Genomic DNA, 17805 nt, shown 5'->3' with positions numbered 1-17805 from the left:
GCCCCCGTGATCGACTTCCGTTACCACCTCGTCTCGCTGATCTCCGTGTTCCTCGCGCTCGCCGTCGGCATCGTCCTCGGCGCCGGGCCGCTGCGCGAGAACCTGGGCGACCAGCTCGCCGGCCAGGTCGAGCAGCTGCGCACCGAGCAGGAGCAGCTGCGCACCGAGGCCGAGCAGCTCGCCGGCGAGAACGACCAGCTCTCCTCGTTCATCACCGAGGTCGGGCCGGAGCTCGTGGACGGCACCCTCGAGGGGCAGCGGATCGCGGTCCTCACCGACGACGACTCCACCCGCGCCTCCACCGAGCGGATCACCTCGCTGCTGGACGCGGCCGGCGTCGAGCAGACCGTGCACGTCGAGCTGCAGAGCGCGCTGTGGGAGCCGGGACGCGAGCAGGCGCGGGCCGACGCGGTCGCCGCGGCGGAGCAGATCGCGCCCGAGGCGCTCACGGCCGTCGGAGGAGAGGAGCTCACCGACTCCGAACGCCTCTCCGCGCTGATCCCCGGGCTGCTGGCCGGCGGCGAGGGCGATCCCCTGGACGAGGAGCTGCGCGGACAGATGTGGCAGGTGCTCATCGAGCACGGGATGGTGAGCGTGGACGGCGGGGCGCCGGGCACGGTCGACGGGGTCGTGCACGCGAGCGCCGCCCCCGAGGAGCTCGCCGTCGACACCGACGACGACCAGGCCGCCGCCGAGCGCGCCCAGGGGCTGCTCGCCTCCCGCACCAGCATGCTCACCGCCCTCGCCGGGACCGGCCTGCCTGCGGTGGTCTCCGCCGTGACGCCCGCGAACGACGCCTCCACCGGCATCCTGCGCACCGTGCGTGGGGAGGCGACCTACGACGCGCTGTCGACCACGGACCGGCTGCAGGAGCCCGACGGGCCGGTCCTGTCCGTGCTCGCGCTGGTCGAGCAGACCCGCGGCGCCTCCGGCGCCTACGGCACCACGGCCGATGCCGCCGAGCGTCTCCCCGCCCTGCCCGAGACCGCCGCGGTCGGCACCGAGGGCGACGGCTCCGGGGGCGTCGGCACCGAGGGCGGGGCCGCGCCGTCCGACGGCGGGGGAGCGGAGTGATCGCCGCCCTGCGCGCCGAGCTCGCCCGCACCAACTTCGCCGGACGCGAGGTGAGCCTCGCCGAGGGTGCGCTCGTGGTCGCGGGCACCTGCGCCCTCGGACGGCGCACGGGCCGCCCCCTGGACCTCCTCGCGCTCGCCGGGATCGGCGGGCTCGGGCTGCTCGACGACCTGCTCGAGCCGCATCAGCGACGCGCCGGCCGCCCGGTTTCCAAGGGGCTGCGCGGGCACCTCGCCTCGCTCCGCTCCGGCCGGGTGACGACGGGGGCCGCGAAGGCGCTTGGCATCCCCGCCCTCGCGCTGCTCGCCGCGGCGGGCGGCCCGGCCCCGCGCGGCGGTGCGATGGTCCCCGTGGACGCCGCGCTCACGGCGGGCTGCGCGAACCTCGCCAACCTGCTCGACCTCCGCCCCGGCCGTGCGCTCAAGGCTGTGCTGCCGCTCGCCGCCCTGCTCGCGCTCACGGCCGGGCAGGACGAGCGCGCCCGCAGCGGTGCGGGGCTCGCTGTCGCGGCCCTGCTTCCCGGGGTGCTCGCGCTGCCGGCGGACCTGCGCGAGCACGGCATGCTCGGCGACGCGGGCGCGAACGTGCTCGGCGCCGCCGTGGGCGCCGCCGCGACCCGCACCCTCCCGGCCCCTGCCCGTCTCGCGCTGCTCGGCGGGGTCGTCGCGCTGACCCTGGCCAGCGAGAGGGTGAGCTTCAGCGCGGTCATCGACCGCACTCCGGCGCTGCGAGCGCTGGACCGCGCAGGCCGGCTGCCCGTGTCCTCCCGCGCCGTGGACGGCTCCGCCGTCCCTGGGACGACCGACGGGCCCGCCGCGCCGTCGGAGCCGGCGAGGACGTCCAGCGACCCGGACGACGCGGAGGAGGCACGATGAACGGGACCGACACCGCGTCGGAGGCGCGGCCCGTGCCCTCGCCCCGCAGCGGCCGCATCGCCCGCTCCGTGCTGCGCGGTGCGGGGATCATCCTGATCGTCACCGTGTTCGCACGGATCGCGGGCTTCGTGCGCTATCTCGTGTTCGGCGCGAGCGTGGGCGCCGGCGACGTGGGCACCGCCTACACCACCGCCAACATGCTCCCCAACGTGCTCTTCGAGATCGTCGCGGGCGGGGCGCTCGCCGCGGCCGTCGTGCCGCTCATCGCGGGCCTCGTGCCCGAGCGGGACCCCGAGGAGACGGAGGGGACGGCCGACGTGCCCGTGCCTGCGCCCGCCGCCGGGACGACCGCGGTCCCGCAGCCGTCCACGGCGACGCCGGAGCCCACGACCCCGGCCCCCGGCTCTTTGGCGTCGCCGCAGAGCGCCTCCTCGCCCGACTCGCCGACGCGCCCCGTCCCCGCCGGTGCGGCGCTCGCCGACCGGATCGTCTCGGCGCTGCTGACCTGGACGGTGATCGGCACCCTGCTCCTCGCCGCGCTCGTGATCGCCCTCGCCGAGCCGCTCTCGCAGCTGCTGCTCGCCTCCGACCAGACCGGGGCGGCCGGCGTCGGCCTCGGCGCGACGCTGCTGCGGATCTTCGCGGTCCAGCTGCCGTTCTACGGGGTCTCCGTCGTGCTGGCCGCCTACCTCCAGGCCCGGCGGCGCTTCCTCTGGCCGGCGATGATGCCGCTGCTGTCCTCCCTGGTGGTGATGGCGTCCTATCGCGTGTACGCCCTGCTCGTGCCGTCGGTCGCGACGGTCTCCACCATCGACGGCGCCGCCGTGCAGTGGCTCGGCTGGGGCACCACCGCCGGGGTCGTCGTGATGGCGCTGCCCGTCGCGATCGCCTCCGCCCGGGCGGGGCTGCGCGTCCGCCCCGCGCTGACCATGCCCGCCGCGCACGCACGGCGCGCCCTCGCCCTCGGCGGCGCGGGGCTCGGCGCGGTCGGCGCCCAGCAGATCGTGCTCGCCCTGGTGATGCTGCTGGCCATGCGCGCGGGCGGCGTCGGCACCCTGCCCGTCTTCCAGTACGCCCAGGCGCTCTACCTGCTGCCCTACGCGGTGCTGGTGGTGCCGCTGGTGACCTCCGTCTTCCCGCACCTGTCCGAGCTGCGCCTGGTCGGGGACGTCACCGGCTTCGCCCGTGTCGCCGCCGTCTCGGTGCGCACCGTCATCGGCGTGTCCGTGGTCGGGGCGGCGATGCTCATCGCGGCCGGCCCGGCGCTCGGCCAGTTCTTCCGCCACATCGACCGGGCCGAGGCGACCGGGGTGGGCTCCGCGACCGCGGGCCTCGCGCTCGGGCTGGTCGGCTTCGCCGTGGCGACCCAGTGCACCCGCATCCTCTCCGCGGCGCTGCGCGCCCGGGACGCGCTGATGGTCGGCGCGGTCGGCTGGGGCATCGCCCTGGTCGCCCTGCTCGTCCTGGTGCTGCCCAGCCCCGCCCGCTCCGCCGCGGAGGCGGCCACCGCCTTCGCCCTCGCGATCGCGGCCGGCATGGCGGTGGGCGGCCTGGTCGGTCTCTCCCGCATCTGGGACATGCTCGACCACGGCGGCCACGAGCGACAGGTGCGCCGCACCGCCCTCGCGGTCCCCGTCGCCGTGCTCGTCGGGGCGGTGCCGGGACTGCTGCTGGGCCGTCTGCTGATCACGGTCGACACCGGCGAGGTGCTCACCGTGCTCTACGGCATCCTGTGCGGGCTGGTCGCGGCCGTGCTCTCCGCCGCGGTGCTCGGCGCGGTGGACCGGGAGCTCGCCGTCGGCGTGCTGCGACGCCTGCGGAGGGCGGGCTGATGCGCGTCCTGCTCGTGCGCCCCACCGCCAGCGGGGGACTGGCCGCGCACGTCGACCAGGAGCTCGCGCTGCTCGAGAGCGCAGGACGACGCGTCGCCGAGGCGCCGGTGCGGATCTGCGAGCGCCCCAGCCCCCGGCACGACGCCGCGACCGTGACGGCGCTGCGCCGGATCGTGCGCGGCGCCGGGGAGCCCGCCGCCGTCCATGCCCACGGGCTGCGCGCCGGGGCGCTGGCCGCCCTGGCCGTGCCCCGCCGGGGCGGGCACCGGCTCGTGGTCACCCTGCACAACCGCACCGTCGGCGGGATCCCCGCCCGAGCGATCGGCGCCGCGCTGCTGCGGCTCCTCGCCCGCCGGGCCGACACCGTGCTCGCCGTCTCCCCGGATCTCGCCGAGCACGCCCGCCGCGCCGGCGCGCGCGACGTGCGACACGCCGTGATCCCCGCCCCGCGGCGCCCGGAGGAGGCGGGGGAGCAGCGCTCCGCGAGCGACGGGACCGGTGCCCGGGAAGCGACCGGGCCGGGAACGCCCGTGGCCCTCGTCGCCCTCGTCATCGCCCGGCTCGCCCCGCAGAAGGGGCTGCACGACCTGCTCGACGCGGCGGCCCTGCTGCGCGGCGAGGAGGTGCGGATCCTCGTCGCCGGCGACGGTCCGCTGGAGCGCGAGCTCGCCGCCCGCATCACCGCGGAGGACCTCCCCGTCGATCTGCTCGGCCGTCGTCAGGACGTCCCCGACCTGCTGCGCCGCGCCGATCTGGTGCTCTCCGCCGCCCGCTGGGAGGGACAGCCCGTCGCCCTCCAGGAGGCGCTGCTCGCCGGCCGCGCGATCGTCGCCACCGACGCCGGCGGCACCCGCTGGGTCACCGGAACGGCCGCGCACCTGGTCCCCGTCGGTGACGCGGAGGCGCTCGCCGCGGCGGTCAGGACGCTCCGCGCCCCGCTCGCACGGCGCCGCGCGGAGACCGCCTCCCGGCGGCGGGCCCGCGAGCTCCCGCGTGCCGAGGATCTCCTGGCCCAGCTCGACGAGATCCTCGCCCCCGCACCCCGCCGATGGTAGGTTGGCCGTCCGTGGCAGACACGAGCGCAAGCGCACCCCAGACCGGCACCGGCCCCATCCCCCGGATCGGGGCGGCCGCATCGGCCAAGCCCTTCCGCAACGAGGGCACCACCAAGCACATCTTCGTCACCGGCGGTGTCGTCTCCAGCCTCGGCAAGGGACTGACCGCCTCCTCCCTCGGGATGCTCCTGCGCAGCCGCGGGCTGCGCGTGACGATGCAGAAGCTCGACCCGTACCTCAACGTGGATCCGGGCACGATGAACCCCTTCCAGCACGGTGAGGTGTTCGTCACCGAGGACGGCGCCGAGACCGATCTCGACATCGGCCACTACGAGCGGTTCCTCGACGAGAACCTCTCCGCGAACGCGAACGTGACCACCGGCCAGGTCTACTCCACCGTGATCGCCAAGGAGCGCCGCGGCGAGTACCTCGGCGACACCGTGCAGGTCATCCCGCACATCACCAACCAGATCAAGGAGTCGATGCGCTCCCAGGCCGGTGACGGCGCGGACGTGATCATCACCGAGGTCGGCGGCACCGTCGGCGACATCGAGTCCCAGCCCTTCCTCGAGGCCGCGCGCCAGGTCCGCCAGGACATCGGCCGCGAGAACGTGTTCTTCGTGCACGTCTCCCTGGTGCCCTTCATCGGCCCGTCCCAGGAGCTGAAGACCAAGCCCACCCAGCACTCCGTCGCCGCGCTGCGCAGCATCGGCATCCAGCCGGACGCGATCGTGCTGCGCGCCGACCGGGCGCTGCCCGCCTCCGTGAAGTCGAAGATCTCCTCGATGTGCGATGTGGACATCGACGCGGTCGTCACCTGCGCCGACGCCCCCTCCATCTACGAGATCCCGCTCGTGCTGCACGGTGAGGGCCTGGACGCCTATGCGATCCGGCGCCTCGACCTGCTCAGCCACGACGTGGACTGGAGCCAGTGGGAGGAGCTGCTGCGCCGCGTCCAGCATCCCGCCTACGAGGTCACCGTCGCCCTGGTCGGCAAGTACGTCGACCTGCCCGACGCGTACCTCTCGGTCACCGAGGCGCTGCGCGCCGGCGGCTTCCACCACAGCGCGAAGGTCACGATCCGCTGGGTCGAGTCGGACCTGTGCGCGAGCGAGGACGGGGCCCGCGAGCAGCTCGCGGACGTCGACGCGATCGTCGTCCCCGGCGGCTTCGGCGTGCGCGGCGTGGACGGGAAGGTCGGCGCGCTGCGCCACGCCCGCACCCACGGCCTGCCCGCGCTGGGCCTCTGCCTGGGCATGCAGTCGATGGTGATCGAGTACGCCCGCACCGAGCTGGGCCTGACGGGGGCGCACTCCACCGAGTTCGACCCCGACACCGCCCATCCCGTCATCGCGACCATGGCCGAGCAGGAGGACATCGTCGCAGGCAGCGGGGACCTGGGCGGCACCATGCGGCTCGGCTCCTACGCCCACACCCTCGCCGAGGGCTCCCTCGCCGCCGAGGTGTACGGCACCACCGAGGTCGCCGAGCGGCACCGCCACCGCTACGAGGTCAACAACGCCTATCGCGACCGGCTCGAGCAGGCGGGGCTGCGCATCTCCGGCGTCTCCGAGCTGACCGAGGACCACTCCCTGGTCGAGTTCGTGGAGCTGCCCGCAGAGGTGCACCCGTTCTACATCGGCACCCAGGCCCATCCCGAGCTGAAGTCCCGCCCCACCCGCGCCCATCCGCTGTTCGCGGGCCTGATCGGCGCGGCGCTCGACCTCCAGAAGGCCACTCGCCTGCTCGAGGTGGAGCCCGACGGGACCGTGCCCGAGCTCGCCGAGCGCGAGGACGACCAGGACCAGCAGGACTGAGACCCGCGCGAGTGCGCCGGGACCTCCCCTCCCGGCGGCCCGCGACGACCGAGGACGGAGCGGCGATGACCGACGACGCGACCACGCACCCGCAGCACGGCGGCGAGGACCCGCTGCGCGACGAGGCCGACCAGCGCCCCCTCGCCGCGCACCGCACGGTGCACGAGGGGATGGTGTGGGACCTCGTGCGCGACACCATCGACTTCGCGCCGGGCGTGCGCTTCGACCGCGAGTACATCCGCCACACCGGTGCCGTCGCGGTCCTCGCCGTGGACGAGGCCGACCGGGTGCTGCTGATCCGCCAGTACCGCCATCCCGTCGGCCACCGGCTGTGGGAGATCCCCGCCGGACTGCTCGACCTCGCCGGCGAGCCGCCCCACGTCGCCGCCGCCCGCGAGCTCGCAGAGGAGGCCGGCTGCGAGCCGGTGCGGATGTCCACCCTGGTGGACCTCCGCCCGAGCCCGGGAGGCAGCGACGAGGTGATCCGGGTCTACCTCGCCGAGGGCGTGCGCGAGAGCGAGGAGGAGTTCGAGCGCGTCCACGAGGAGGCCGAGCTGATCAGCCGCTGGGTGCCGCTCGGCGGGGCCGTCGCCGCAGTGCTGGAGGGCCGGATCACCAACGGCACCACGGTCGCCGCGCTGCTCGCCCTGCAGGCGCTGCGCGGCGGGGGAGCACCCGCGGACGCGCTGCGACCCGCCGACGCACCGTTCATGGAGCGGCCCGGACGGGACTGAGCGGGCGCTTCCCGGGCTCAGACGGACTCGACGAGCGCCCGGTGGATCACCGGCGCGGACTGCTCCGCCTGCCAGGGACGGGCGCCCAGGTCGCGCAGCGCCTGCTCGACCTCCGCCTCGGTCCCGGCCTCCTCGTGCTCCCACACCCACTGGCGCAGCAGCGCGGGCTGGAGGAGGTTCTCCGGCGGCATCTCGAGATCCTCGGCGCGCTGGTTCACCGCGGCGCGCACCACCTGGTAGCGCTCGGCCACCTCGGGATGCTTCTTGGACCAGAGCTTGTGGGGCGGGGGATAGGAGCGCTCGGAGCGCTCCGGCAGGTGCGAGGCCGGCAGCTCGATGCCCGAGCGGGCGACCTGCCACCAGCGGTCCTTGTGCCGCATCTTCGTCGGCAGCGCTCGGTCGAAGGCCTCCCTCCCGCGCGGCGCCTCCTTCGCGGCGGCGACGAGGTCGCGGTCCTTGATCACCCGGTGCGGGGAGAGGTCCGCCTCGCTCGCGAGCTCGTCGCGGCGGGTCCACATCTCCCGCGCCGCCGCGAGCTGCCGCACGGTGCGCAGGGCGCCCAGGCCGTGCAGCCCCCGCCAGCTCGAGGAGCGGGTGGGACCGTGCTCGCGGGTGCGCTCGTGGGCGAACTCCTGAGCGGCCCAGTCCGCCTTGCCGGCCTCCTCGAGGCGCTGCGCCAGCACGTCCCGCACCTGGACCAGCACCTCGACGTCGAGCGCGGCGTAGACCAGCCAGCTCTCCGGCAGCGGCCGCTTCGACCAGTCCGCGGCGGAGTGCTCCTTGGCCAGGCGCAGGGCGAGGGTGTCCTCGACCACCGCGCCGAGGCCGACCCGCTCCATGCCCAGCAGCCGCGCCGCGAGCTCGGTGTCGAACAGGCCGCCGGGGTGCAGGCCCAGCTCCGCCAGGCTCGGCAGATCCTGGCCGGCCGCATGCAGCACCCACTCGCGCTCGGCCAGCAGGGTGCGCAGCGTGCCCGGCATCGTGAACGCCAGCGGGTCGATCAGTGCGGTCCCGGCCGCCTCGGTGCGCAGCTGCACCAGATAGGCGCGGGAGCTGTAGCGGTAGCTGGAGGCGCGCTCTGCGTCCACCGCGACCGGCTCGGCGGGATCGGATGCCGCCGCCTCGCACCAGGCCAGCAGGGGCTGGATGCGGTCGATCACGGGCACGAGGCCGTCGCGGGGCGCGGTGAGGTCGCGCAGCTCGGGTCCTGGGGCAGGAGTGGTGGCGGTGTCGTGGGGCATCTGGGTGCTGGCTGCGCTGTCCGTGGTCTCGAGGGGGCGGGGGCGGCGAGGGCCGCGCGTGCGGGTGCGGCGGCGGGAGCGGGACGCCGCAGGATCGGCGTGATCGGCGGGGGAGGCGTCGCTCGCGGCGTTCACCGCAGCTCCCCGTCGTCCTCCGCGGTGCGGGGCGCTCGCGCATGGTGGGTGGGCGTGATCGCCGAGATCTGCGGGGGCGCCGGGGGCAGCCCCCGGCCGCGGCGAGCATCGCGGTCCAGGCCGCGAAGTGCGGGGCGAGGGCGAGGTCCCCGTCCTCGGAGGGCTCCGGCGTCCACGACACCCGCATCTCGACGTCGACCGTGGAGGGCCGTGAGGCGAGCGCGCCGTAGGACTGGGAGACGACACGGGTCGCCGTGCAGCCGAGCTCCCGGGCGTCGGCGTCGTGCAGCTCGAGGGACTCGGTCACCCAGGACCAGGCGACGTCGCCGAGCATCGACTCGATCGCGAACTCGGGCTCGAGCTGCGCCTGGACCAGCGCGACCATCCTCGAGGTGCCGTCCCAGGACTCCTGACCGGCGGGGTCGTGCAGGACCACCAGTCGACCGGAGGCGAGCTCGTCGTCATGGACCAGGATCTCTCCGGTGCAGGCCCACGTCGAAGGCGCCATCCTGGACGGGGCCGGGATGGTGCGCCAGGTGAACTCCGGGCGATGGGGAGCGCTGGTCATGGCGTCGATGGCGGCGCGGAAGGTGTCGTCGCCGGTGCGGATTCGATGGACGGACACGCAGGGAGGCTATCCCCGGCGTGCCCGCTCGCCCGGCAGGCGCGCCGAGCTCAGCCGCGGTCCGCCGCGTCGTCGCTGTGCAGCAGGCTGATCGAGTTGATGCAGTAGCGCTGGTCGGTCGGGGTGGGGAAGCCCTCGCCCTCGAAGACATGCCCGAGATGCGAGCCGCAGCTCGCGCAGCGCACCTCGATGCGGCGCATCCCGAGCGAGGTGTCCTCGAGCAGCTCCACCGCGTCGGAGTCGCTCGGGGCGTAGAACGCCGGCCAGCCGCAGTGGGCATCGAACTGGGTTTCGGCGGTGAACAGCTCGACGCCGCAGGCGCGGCAGGCGTAGGTGCCGGCGGGACGCACCTCCTCGTACTCCCCGGTGCCGGGGCGCTCGGTGCCGCCCTGGCGGAGCACCTGGTACTCGGCGGGGAGAGGCGCTCGCGCCACTCCTCCTCGCTGATCGCGACCGGGTAGGGGCGGGTGCCGATGGGATCGTTGGACATGATGCCTCCGCTCTGCGGCGCCTGGCGCCGCCTGGGGCCGCGGACCGGCGGGGACGGGCTCGTCCCCGCCGACGCGGACGGGTGTTCTCAGTGTCGATGCTAGTGCGTCGATAGGATGCGCGATATGACGTGCGACCCCTCCCGGAACCGCCCGACCACGGCGCTGACCCTTCGCGAGCGGCTGCTGTCCGCACGCCCCGACCAGGCCCGATGGCTCCACGTGGCGGGCTACGGGGTCACCGGTGCCGCCGGAGCGTTCGCGCTCAGCGCAGGGCTGCTCACCGTCGGCGCCCGGGTGATGGCGCGGCTGCCGCTGGTGCCGCGGGAGAGCCTGCGCGGACGGCCCGACGTCACCGTCCGCGCCGTCCACCCCGACCGGGTGCACCTCGACGCCTCCGCGACCACGCGCCGTGACGGCCTGATGGCGCTGCGCCAGTCCGGCGGAACCGTGCACGTGCGTCTGGGGCCGGTCGACGGCCGCCCCACGCCCACGACGGTCTCCCGCCCGCTGCTGGTCGAGGACACCGACGAGCCGCTGCTCGTGGACCGGGCGACGTCCAACGGCTTCTTCTGGGCGGGCACGCCGCAGACGGCGCACGGGCTGGCGACGGAGGAGGTGGAGATCGGCTCGCCCGTCGGTCCGATGCCGGCGTGGCTCGTGCGGCCCGACGAGGCCGAGGGGTCCGTGCCGGGGCAGGAGGACACCTGGGCGATCCTGGTGCACGGCCACGGCTCCGCCCGCGGCGAGGCGCTGCGCGTGATCCCGCTGCTGCACCGGCTGGGGCTGACCAGCCTCGCGATCACCTATCGCAACGACGCCGGCGGCCCCGCCTCCGCAGACCGGATGCACCACCTGGGCTCGGCCGAGTGGGAGGACGCCGAGGCCGCGATCGAGTACGCCGTCTCCCAGGGCGCCCGGCGCCTCGTGCTGGTGGGCTGGTCGATGGGCGGGGGGATCGTGCTGCGCACCTCCGTGCGCTCGGCCCACCGCGACCTCATCGCGGCCCTCGTGCTCGACTCCCCGGCCGTGGACTGGCAGGACATCCTCATCTACCACGCCACCGCGCTGAAGGCCCCCGCCCCGATGCGGCGGCTCGCGCTGTGGATGATGACCTCGAGCATCGGGGCGCGGATGGTGCGCCTGCACGAGCCGCTGGCGCTGCACGAGATGACCCCCGCCTACTACGGCCGTCATCTGCGCCACCGCACCCTCCTCTTCCACGCCCTGGACGATGCGACGGTGCCACCCGCCCCGAGCCGGCATCTCGCCGCGCTCCGGCCGGACCTGATCGAGTTCGAGCCCTTCGAGGGCGCCTCCCACACCCGCGAGTGGAACCGCGACCCCGCCCGGTACGAGCGGCAGCTGGCCGACTTCCTCGGCGATGCGCTCGGTCTGGGGGAGCAGGCCGCCGCCCTCGAGGTGCCGGTGCGCGATCCCGCCGCGCCCGCTCTCGAGGGATCGATCGGGCTGCGGCTCTGAGCGGACGGGACCTCCGGGCCCCGACCGCACCCCGAACGGGAGCGCTCAGTACCGCCGATAGCGCGACAGCGTCGCACCCTCGCCCAGCAGCAGGGACTCCAGCGTCCAGCGCGTCTCGTGCGCGGCGCCGTCGAGCACCCGCGGGGAGGGTCCGCCGACGGTGCGGTGCGCGGTGGTGAAGCACAGCTCGTCCAGCAGCTCCGCCTCCGCCAGCCGGGCGAGCGCCGACGGTCCGCCCTCGGCCTGGATCAGCCGCATCCCCCGGGCGGCGAGCGCCTCGACCGCCTCCAGCGGGGAGTCGGCGGCGAGCACCTGGGCGGCGGGCAGGCCCGAGCGGCGCGCGGCGTCCTTCGCCCCGGCCGACGGGGTGAGCAGGTAGGTCGGCTGATCGGGGTCGACATAGTCCGGCAGCTCCCCGCTGCGCGACCAGATCGCGAGCGCAGGTCGCGGGGCGCCGCCGGGCCGGAGGGAGGGCCGCAGCAGGTCCGCGCGGCCGCGCACGCTGCGGTAGTCCTCCGCCCGCACGGTCGTGGCCCCCACGAGCACCACGTCGGTGAGCGCGCGCAGCACGGCGAAGAGGAACGAGTCGTCGGGGTCGTGGAGCGAGCCGGAGGTCCCGTCGGCCCCCGCGACCGCGCCGTCGATCGTGGTGGTCATCATCGCGCGCACGTGCACGGCGCCCGGCGGGAGCTGCGGGGCGGCGTACAGCGCGGCGAGCGCGCGGGCGCCCTCGGCGTCGGCCGGGACGGGCACGGGGGAGGGCAGCACGGCCCCGTCTCGCAGCAGCAGGTGCACGGAGCTCTCCTTCGCACAGGACGGATGGGACGGCCGCTCCGGGGCGGGGGCGGAGGGGTGTGTCCTCGATCATCGCGCATCGGGGAACCGCCCGGGGCACGGCACGCGGCGCGGGATGGGCCCCTACACTGACCGGCGTGACCGACTCCCTCTGCGACCGTCGCCCCGAACCGACCCTCGAACGACTGCTCGCGGACCTCGTGCCCCCGCCCCGCTTCGCGCAGGCGCGCCTGGACAACTACGTCCCCGACCCCGCGCACCCCTCGCAGCAGGAGGCCAAGGAGCGCGTCTCCGCCTTCGCCGCCGCCCTCGACCGGCCGCGCGGCGGATTCCTCTCCCGGCTGCGCCGACGCAGCGAGGCGGCGCGCGGCATCTACCTCGACGGCGGCTTCGGCGTGGGCAAGACCCACCTGCTCACCTCGCTCTTCCACGCGGTCGAGGGGGAGAAGGTCTACGGCACCTTCGTGGAGTACACCGACCTGGTCGGCGCGCTCGGCTTCCAGAAGGCCGTGGACCTGCTGGGGGGCTCGCGCCTGGTCTGCATCGACGAGTTCGAGCTCGACGACCCCGGCGACACCCTGCTCATGACGCGGCTGATCCGGGAGCTCTCCGACCGGGGCGTCTCCATCGTCGCGACCTCCAACACCCTCCCCGACGCGCTCGGCGAGGGTCGCTTCGCCGCCCAGGACTTCCTGCGGGAGATCCAGGCGATGGCCGAGCGCTTCGAGGTGCTGCGGATCGACGGCGAGGACTACCGGCGCCGCGACGGGGTCGCCGAGATCTCCGCCCTGCCCGAGCAGGAGGTGCGCGAGCACGCCGCGGCGCAGGACGGCGCGACCCTCGACGGCTTCGACGAGCTGCTCGCGCATCTCATGCGCGTCCACCCCTCCCGCTACGGCGCCCTGATCGACGAGGTCGCCGCCGCGCACCTCACCGGGGTGCACGGGCTCACCCACCACCACGACGCGCTGCGCTTCGTGGTGCTCGTGGACCGGCTCTACGACCGGGAGGTCCCGGTGCTCCTCTCCCTCGCCCCCGCGGGCGGCGCGGAGGCCGACGGCCGGGCCGCGGCGAGCGAGCCCGGGGACGGTGTGCTCGAGGACCTGTTCTCCGCCGAGCTGCTGCGCTCCGGGTACCGCAAGAAGTACCTCCGGGCGCTGTCGCGCCTGGCCTCCCTCGCCCGGGACGGACTCGTCCTCAGCCGCTGAGGCGCGCCCCGCGCAGCACGGCCGCTCCCGCCCCGTCCAGGTGCACGCCCCCGTCCTGTCCGTGACGGAGCGGCCCGAAGGAGCCCAGCACCTCCTCGGCGTGGAGCACCCGCCCGTCGGCCGCGGCGAGCGCGCCCGGGCCACGGTGGGCGAGCACCGAGAGCTCCCCACGATGCATCAGCACCGTCTCCTCGGCGAGCACCTCGACGCGGGTCGCGGCCAGATCGCCCGAGCGCAGCGCCTCGTGCGCGCGGCGCAGCGCGATCAGCTCCCGGTACCACTCCAGCATCCGTCCGTGCTCGCCCTCGGTGCGCTCCTCCCAGCGCAGCTGCGAGCCGACGAAGGTCGAGCGCTGCTGCGGGTCGGGCACCTCCGCGGCCCAGCCCATCGCCGCGAACTCCTCGGCGCGGCCGGCGCTGACCAGGGGCCCGAGCTCGTCGTCGTGGTCGGTGAAGAAGGCGAAGGGGGTCGAGGCCGCCCATTCCTCGCCCTGGAAGAGCATCGGCGTGCCCGGGCCCAGCAGGATCAGCGCGATCGCGGCGGCATGGGTGCCCGGGGAGATGCCGTGGTGGATCCGGTCGCCGGCGGCGCGGTTGCCGACCTGGTCGTGGTCCTGCAGGAAGGTGACGAAGGAGTGGCCGTCGTAGTCGGGGGAGGCGGGGTCCACCGGCGCGCCCCAGACCTGGCCGCGGAAGCTCGAGTACGTGCCGGCGTGCAGGAAGATCCCCGGCAGCACGGCGGCGAGCACGTCGGCGTCGCCGAAGTCGGCGTAGTAGCCGGCGCGCTCGCCGGTGGCCCAGGCGTGCACGGCGTGGTGCACGTCGTCGGCCCACTGCATGTCCATCCCCAACCCGCCCGCGCCCGTCGGCGTGACGGTCGCGGGCTGGTTGCGATCCGATTCGGCGATCAGGGCGAGGGGGCGCCCGGTCTCCTCCCGCCAGGCGGCGACGGCGCCGGCGAGCTCGGCGAGGAAGTGCGGGGAGGAGTCGTCCTTCAGCTCGTGGACAGCATCCAGCCGCAGCCCGTCCAGTCCCAGCTCCACCAGCCACTGCCGGGCGCTGCCCAGCAGGAAGTCGCGCACCTGGCGGGAGCCGGGCTGGTCGAGGTTCACCGCCTCGCCCCAGGGCGTCTCGTGGCGGTCCGTGAAGTACGGGCCGAACATGCCCAGGTAGTTCCCCGAGGGGCCCAGGTGGTTGTGGACCACGTCCAGCACGACGGCGAGACCGCGGTCATGGGCGGCGCGCACGAAGCGGGCCAGCGCCTCCGGCCCGCCGTAGGCGGAGTGCACGGCGTACAGCCCCACCCCGTCGTAGCCCCAGCCGCGCTCGCCGGGGAAGGTCGCCAGCGGCATCAGCTCGACCGCGTCCACGCCGAGCTCGACCAGCGCGTCGAGCCGCTCGATCGCGGTGTCGAGGGTGCCGCCGGCGCCGTCCGGGCCCGGGGCGAAGGTGCCCACGTGCAGCTCGTAGAGCACGGCGCCGCGCAGGTCCCTGCCCTCCCAACCCGGTGACGGCGCGAGCGCCTGCGCGTCGACGACCTCGCTCGCGGCGTGGACGCCGTCCGGCTGGGACAGCGACCGGGGATCCGGCAGCCACAGCTCCCCGTCGTCGAGGCGGAAGGCATAGCGCGCCCCCGCCACGGGCGCCGGGTCCGACAGCTCGAACCATCCCTCCTCGGCCGGGGCCATGGTGTGCACGGTCCCGTCCACGCGGATCTCCACGGCGCCGGCCGACGGGGCCCACACGCGATAGCGGTCTATCGCGCCGAGCGGGGTCGGGGGCTGCGGTGCGGCGGTCATCGCGTCTCCTCGAGGTGGTGGGGGACCGGCAGGGCGCCGGTCGGGGTGGCGCCGACGCGCACCAGCAGCGCGACGGGGCTGTCGTCCAGCAGCTCGACCAGCGGGACCATCCCGCCCTCGTGCTCCGCGCCGCCGAGCACGTCGCGCCAGCGGCCTTCGGGCAGTCCGATCTTGCTCTCGCCCCAGCCGCCGCGCTGGGCGAGCCCGTGCGCGAGCCGTGTGACGACGGTGACCACCTCGACCGGTCCCTCACCGCATGCGCGGCCGAAGGCGACGGCATGGCCGGTCGTAGTGGGCAGCGGGTGGTAGGCGGCGTCCCGGCCCTGGAACAGGTCCGGCCGCTCCCGGCGCAGCACCAGCGCACGGTGGGTCAGCCACAGCTTCTCGTCGCCGATCCCCTCGGGACGGGCGCCCTCGATCATCCGTCCGAGGCGGGCGGCGTGCGCGGCGTGGTCGACCTCGCGGCGGTTGTCGGGGTCGACCAGGGAGAGGTCCACGCTCTCGTTGCCCTGGTAGACGTCGGGGACGCCGGGCATCGTGAGCTGCACGAGCTTCTGGCCGAGGATCGCGGCGCGCTGCACGGCGGCCGTGCGCCGGGTCCAGTCGGCGAGGATCGCGGCGACCTCCTCGGACTCCAGCGCCGCTCGCCCCAGGGCCTGCACCTCGCGCTCGTACTCGGCGTCCTGCTCGGTCCAGGTGGTGTGGGTCTTCGCCTCGCGCATCGCCTTGGCGAGATAGCCCTCGAGCCGGTCCGCGTCCAGCGGCGCGGCCCCGGAGCCGGGCAGCTTCCAGCAGGCGGCCAGGGTCTGCCACAGCAGCAGCTCGATCGCCCCGTCGACCCGGTCGCCGCGATGCGCGGAGGTCGCCCGATCCAGGTCCTGCACCACCAGCGCCCACTCGAGCGGCTGCTCTGTGAGGACGGCCAGGCGCGCCCGCACGTCCTCGCTGCGCTTGGTGTCGTGGGTGGACAGGGTGGTCATCGCATCGGGCCGGGTGCGCACCATGTGCAGGGCGTGGTCGTGCAGCACATCCGACTCGACCCCGATCCGCTCCGGGTCCGAGCCCACCTCGTTCACGGCCAGGAAGCGGGTGTAGCGGTAGAACGCGGTGTCCTCGAGCCCCTTGGCGTGGACGGGGCCGCAGGTCTGCGCGAAGCGGACCACGACCTCGTCGCGCTCGGCGCTGCGGCTGCGTCCCGCGCTGCCCGCCTCGTCCCCGCACACCAGGGCGACGACCAGCTCGAGGGTCGCGGCGAGGTCCTCGTCGTCCCCGAGCCGGGCCTGTGCCCGCGCCGCGGCCTGCTCGATCACGGCCCGCTCGGCGCCGGGGGCGGGCTCGCCCGGGACGATGTAGGCGCGGTAGCGGTCCATCGAGGTCAGCAGCGCGACGACGACCTTCTGGATGTTGCGCCGCGTGGTGTCGCGCAGGCGGATGTCGTCCTGGCAGATCCCGTGGATCAGCGCGGTCAGCCGTTCGATCTCGGCCCACAGGCTGGTGGTGACCACGAGGTCCGTGGACTCGGCGGCGACCTCCTCGAAGGGGCGCAGGTCGCCGGTGCGCCGCTGCCACAGATGGGTCAGGCCCAGCGCGCCGTGCGGGTCGTGGAACAGGCCCGTCACCCGCCACAGCGCGTCGTAGCCGGTCGTGCCCGCGCAGGGGAAGTCGCCGGGCAGGTGCTCCTCGCCCTCGAGGATCTTCTCGATCACGGTCCAGGCCCCGTCGGTGGCGCGCTCGAGATCGCGCAGGTAGCCGCGAGGATCGGAGAGGCCGTCGGGATGGTCGATCCGGTAGCCGTCGATCACGCCCTCGCCCTGTAGCTGCAGGAGCGTGCGATGGGTCGCCTCGAACACGGCGGGGTCCTCGACCCGCACCGCGGCGAGGGTGTCCACGTCGAAGAAGCGCCGGTAGTTCAGCTCCTCGTCGGAGACCTTCCAGTACGCGAGCCGGTACCACTGGCGGTCCAGCAGATCGGCGAGCCCGAGGTGCTCGGTGCCTGCGGCGACGGGCAGCACGTGGTCGTAGTAGCGCAGCACGGTCTCCTCGGCGACCGACCCATCGGCTTGAGGGACCTGCTCGACGCCCATCGTGATCTCCCCGTCGGCGAGGACCGCGCCGATGGGCCGTCCCAGCACCGGCACGAGCACCGAGCGCTCGCCGGAGAGCTCGAGGTCGAACCAGTCGGCGAAGGGGGAGGCGGGGCCGTCGCGCAGCACCGACCACAGTGCCCGGTTGTGCCAGATCGGGGTCGGGATCGACATGTGGTTGGGGACGACGTCCACGACGATCCCCATCCCGTGGGCGTGGGCGGCCTCGGCGAGGCGGCGCAGCGCCTCCTCCCCGCCGATCTCCTCGCTGATGCGGGTGTGGTCCACGACGTCGTAGCCGTGGGTCGAGCCGGGCGCGGCCTGCAGCACGGGGGAGCAGAACAGGTGCCCCACGCCGAGCCTGGCGAGATAGGGCACGATCTCCGCCGCGTCGTCGGCGGTGAAGCCGGCGTGCAGCTGCAGGCGGTAGGTCGAGGTCGGGACCCGGCGCACCGCGGGCTGGGCCCCGGTGACGGCGGGTCGGGAGCGCCGGGACGGCATCTCCCGGGTCGTGGGACGGGGACCGGTCTCGAGACTCACTGCGGGGCTCTCCTTCTCGGGG

The 17805-nt window shown here is 74.9% G+C and carries 12 protein-coding genes and 2 pseudogenes; 8 read left to right on the top strand and 6 right to left on the bottom strand.

All coding sequences use genetic code 11. The features are described from left to right. Positions 1–6: 6 nt before the first annotated feature. The 6 genes from RBL05_RS03280 (at position 7) to RBL05_RS03255 (ending at position 7387) form a co-directional block, all read left to right on the top strand. Positions 7–1074 (top strand): copper transporter, encoded by a 1068-nt coding sequence (locus RBL05_RS03280; RefSeq protein WP_318604076.1) that lies wholly within the window; start codon positions 7–9, stop codon positions 1072–1074. Continuing rightward, positions 1071–1949 (top strand): hypothetical protein, encoded by an 879-nt coding sequence (locus RBL05_RS03275; protein ID WP_308741132.1) that lies wholly within the window; start codon positions 1071–1073, stop codon positions 1947–1949. The genes RBL05_RS03280 and RBL05_RS03275 overlap by 4 nt, the downstream gene beginning before the upstream one ends. Beyond that, positions 1946–3781: a murein biosynthesis integral membrane protein MurJ gene (locus RBL05_RS03270; RefSeq protein WP_308740619.1), complete on the top strand. Its 1836-nt coding sequence runs from the start codon at positions 1946–1948 to the stop codon at positions 3779–3781. The genes RBL05_RS03275 and RBL05_RS03270 overlap by 4 nt, the downstream gene beginning before the upstream one ends. Continuing rightward, the gene (locus RBL05_RS03265; RefSeq protein ID WP_308740620.1) at positions 3781–4836 is read left to right on the top strand and encodes a glycosyltransferase; all 1056 of its coding nucleotides are present in this window, start codon (positions 3781–3783) and stop codon (positions 4834–4836) included. The genes RBL05_RS03270 and RBL05_RS03265 overlap by 1 nt, the downstream gene beginning before the upstream one ends. An 11-nt stretch (positions 4837–4847) precedes the next feature. Then, a complete protein-coding gene (locus RBL05_RS03260) occupies positions 4848–6653 on the top strand; it encodes a CTP synthase (RefSeq protein WP_308740621.1) in 1806 nt (601 codons plus the stop codon). Between the two features lie 65 nt (positions 6654–6718). Beyond that, complete coding sequence (locus RBL05_RS03255; protein WP_308740622.1) at positions 6719–7387, top strand: NUDIX domain-containing protein; 669 nt, start codon at positions 6719–6721, stop codon at positions 7385–7387. Positions 7388–7404: 17 nt separating this feature from the next. Here the strand turns inward: RBL05_RS03255 and RBL05_RS03250 are convergent, their stop codons facing one another. From RBL05_RS03250 to msrB, 3 genes and pseudogenes are all read right to left on the bottom strand, one after another. Next, the gene (locus RBL05_RS03250) at positions 7405–8763 is read right to left on the bottom strand and encodes an HRDC domain-containing protein (protein ID WP_308740623.1); all 1359 of its coding nucleotides are present in this window, start codon (positions 8761–8763) and stop codon (positions 7405–7407) included. Between the two features lie 142 nt (positions 8764–8905). Further along, positions 8906–9331 (bottom strand): annotated as a pseudogene (locus RBL05_RS03245) (DUF3000 family protein); the annotation flags it as partial. A gap of 107 nt (positions 9332–9438) precedes the next feature. Next, positions 9439–9878 (bottom strand): annotated as a pseudogene (gene msrB, locus RBL05_RS03240) (peptide-methionine (R)-S-oxide reductase MsrB). Between the two features lie 124 nt (positions 9879–10002). On the opposite strand from msrB, the gene RBL05_RS03235 reads away from it, so the two are divergent. Then, the gene (locus tag RBL05_RS03235) at positions 10003–11358 is read left to right on the top strand and encodes an alpha/beta hydrolase family protein (protein WP_308740624.1); all 1356 of its coding nucleotides are present in this window, start codon (positions 10003–10005) and stop codon (positions 11356–11358) included. Between the two features lie 45 nt (positions 11359–11403). Here the strand turns inward: RBL05_RS03235 and RBL05_RS03230 are convergent, their stop codons facing one another. Next, positions 11404–12153 carry a dihydrofolate reductase family protein gene (locus RBL05_RS03230; RefSeq protein ID WP_308740625.1) on the bottom strand — a complete coding sequence of 250 codons (750 nt, stop codon included), beginning with the start codon at positions 12151–12153 and terminating at the stop codon, positions 11404–11406. Positions 12154–12290: 137 nt separating this feature from the next. Here RBL05_RS03230 and zapE point away from each other — a divergent pair, with 137 nt between their 5' ends. Then, on the top strand, positions 12291–13361 hold the full coding sequence (zapE, locus tag RBL05_RS03225) for a cell division protein ZapE (protein ID WP_308740626.1): 1071 nt from the start codon (positions 12291–12293) through the stop codon (positions 13359–13361). On the opposite strand, the gene treZ is transcribed toward zapE, so the two are convergent. Next, positions 13351–15159 carry a malto-oligosyltrehalose trehalohydrolase gene (treZ, locus tag RBL05_RS03220; RefSeq protein ID WP_308740627.1) on the bottom strand — a complete coding sequence of 603 codons (1809 nt, stop codon included), beginning with the start codon at positions 15157–15159 and terminating at the stop codon, positions 13351–13353. The genes zapE and treZ overlap by 11 nt on opposite strands. Then, positions 15156–17783, bottom strand: coding sequence for a malto-oligosyltrehalose synthase (treY, locus tag RBL05_RS03215; RefSeq protein WP_412523779.1), 2628 nt, complete (start codon positions 17781–17783; stop codon positions 15156–15158). Before treY ends, treZ begins: the two co-directional genes overlap by 4 nt. Between the last annotated feature and the right edge of the window lie 22 nt (positions 17784–17805).

The organism is Brachybacterium sp. GU-2 (assembly GCF_030866705.2).
GTDB lineage: Bacteria > Actinomycetota > Actinomycetes > Actinomycetales > Dermabacteraceae > Brachybacterium > Brachybacterium conglomeratum.
Note: the sequence above shows the minus strand (reverse complement) of the source record. Positions and strands in the feature narration are given on the sequence as shown.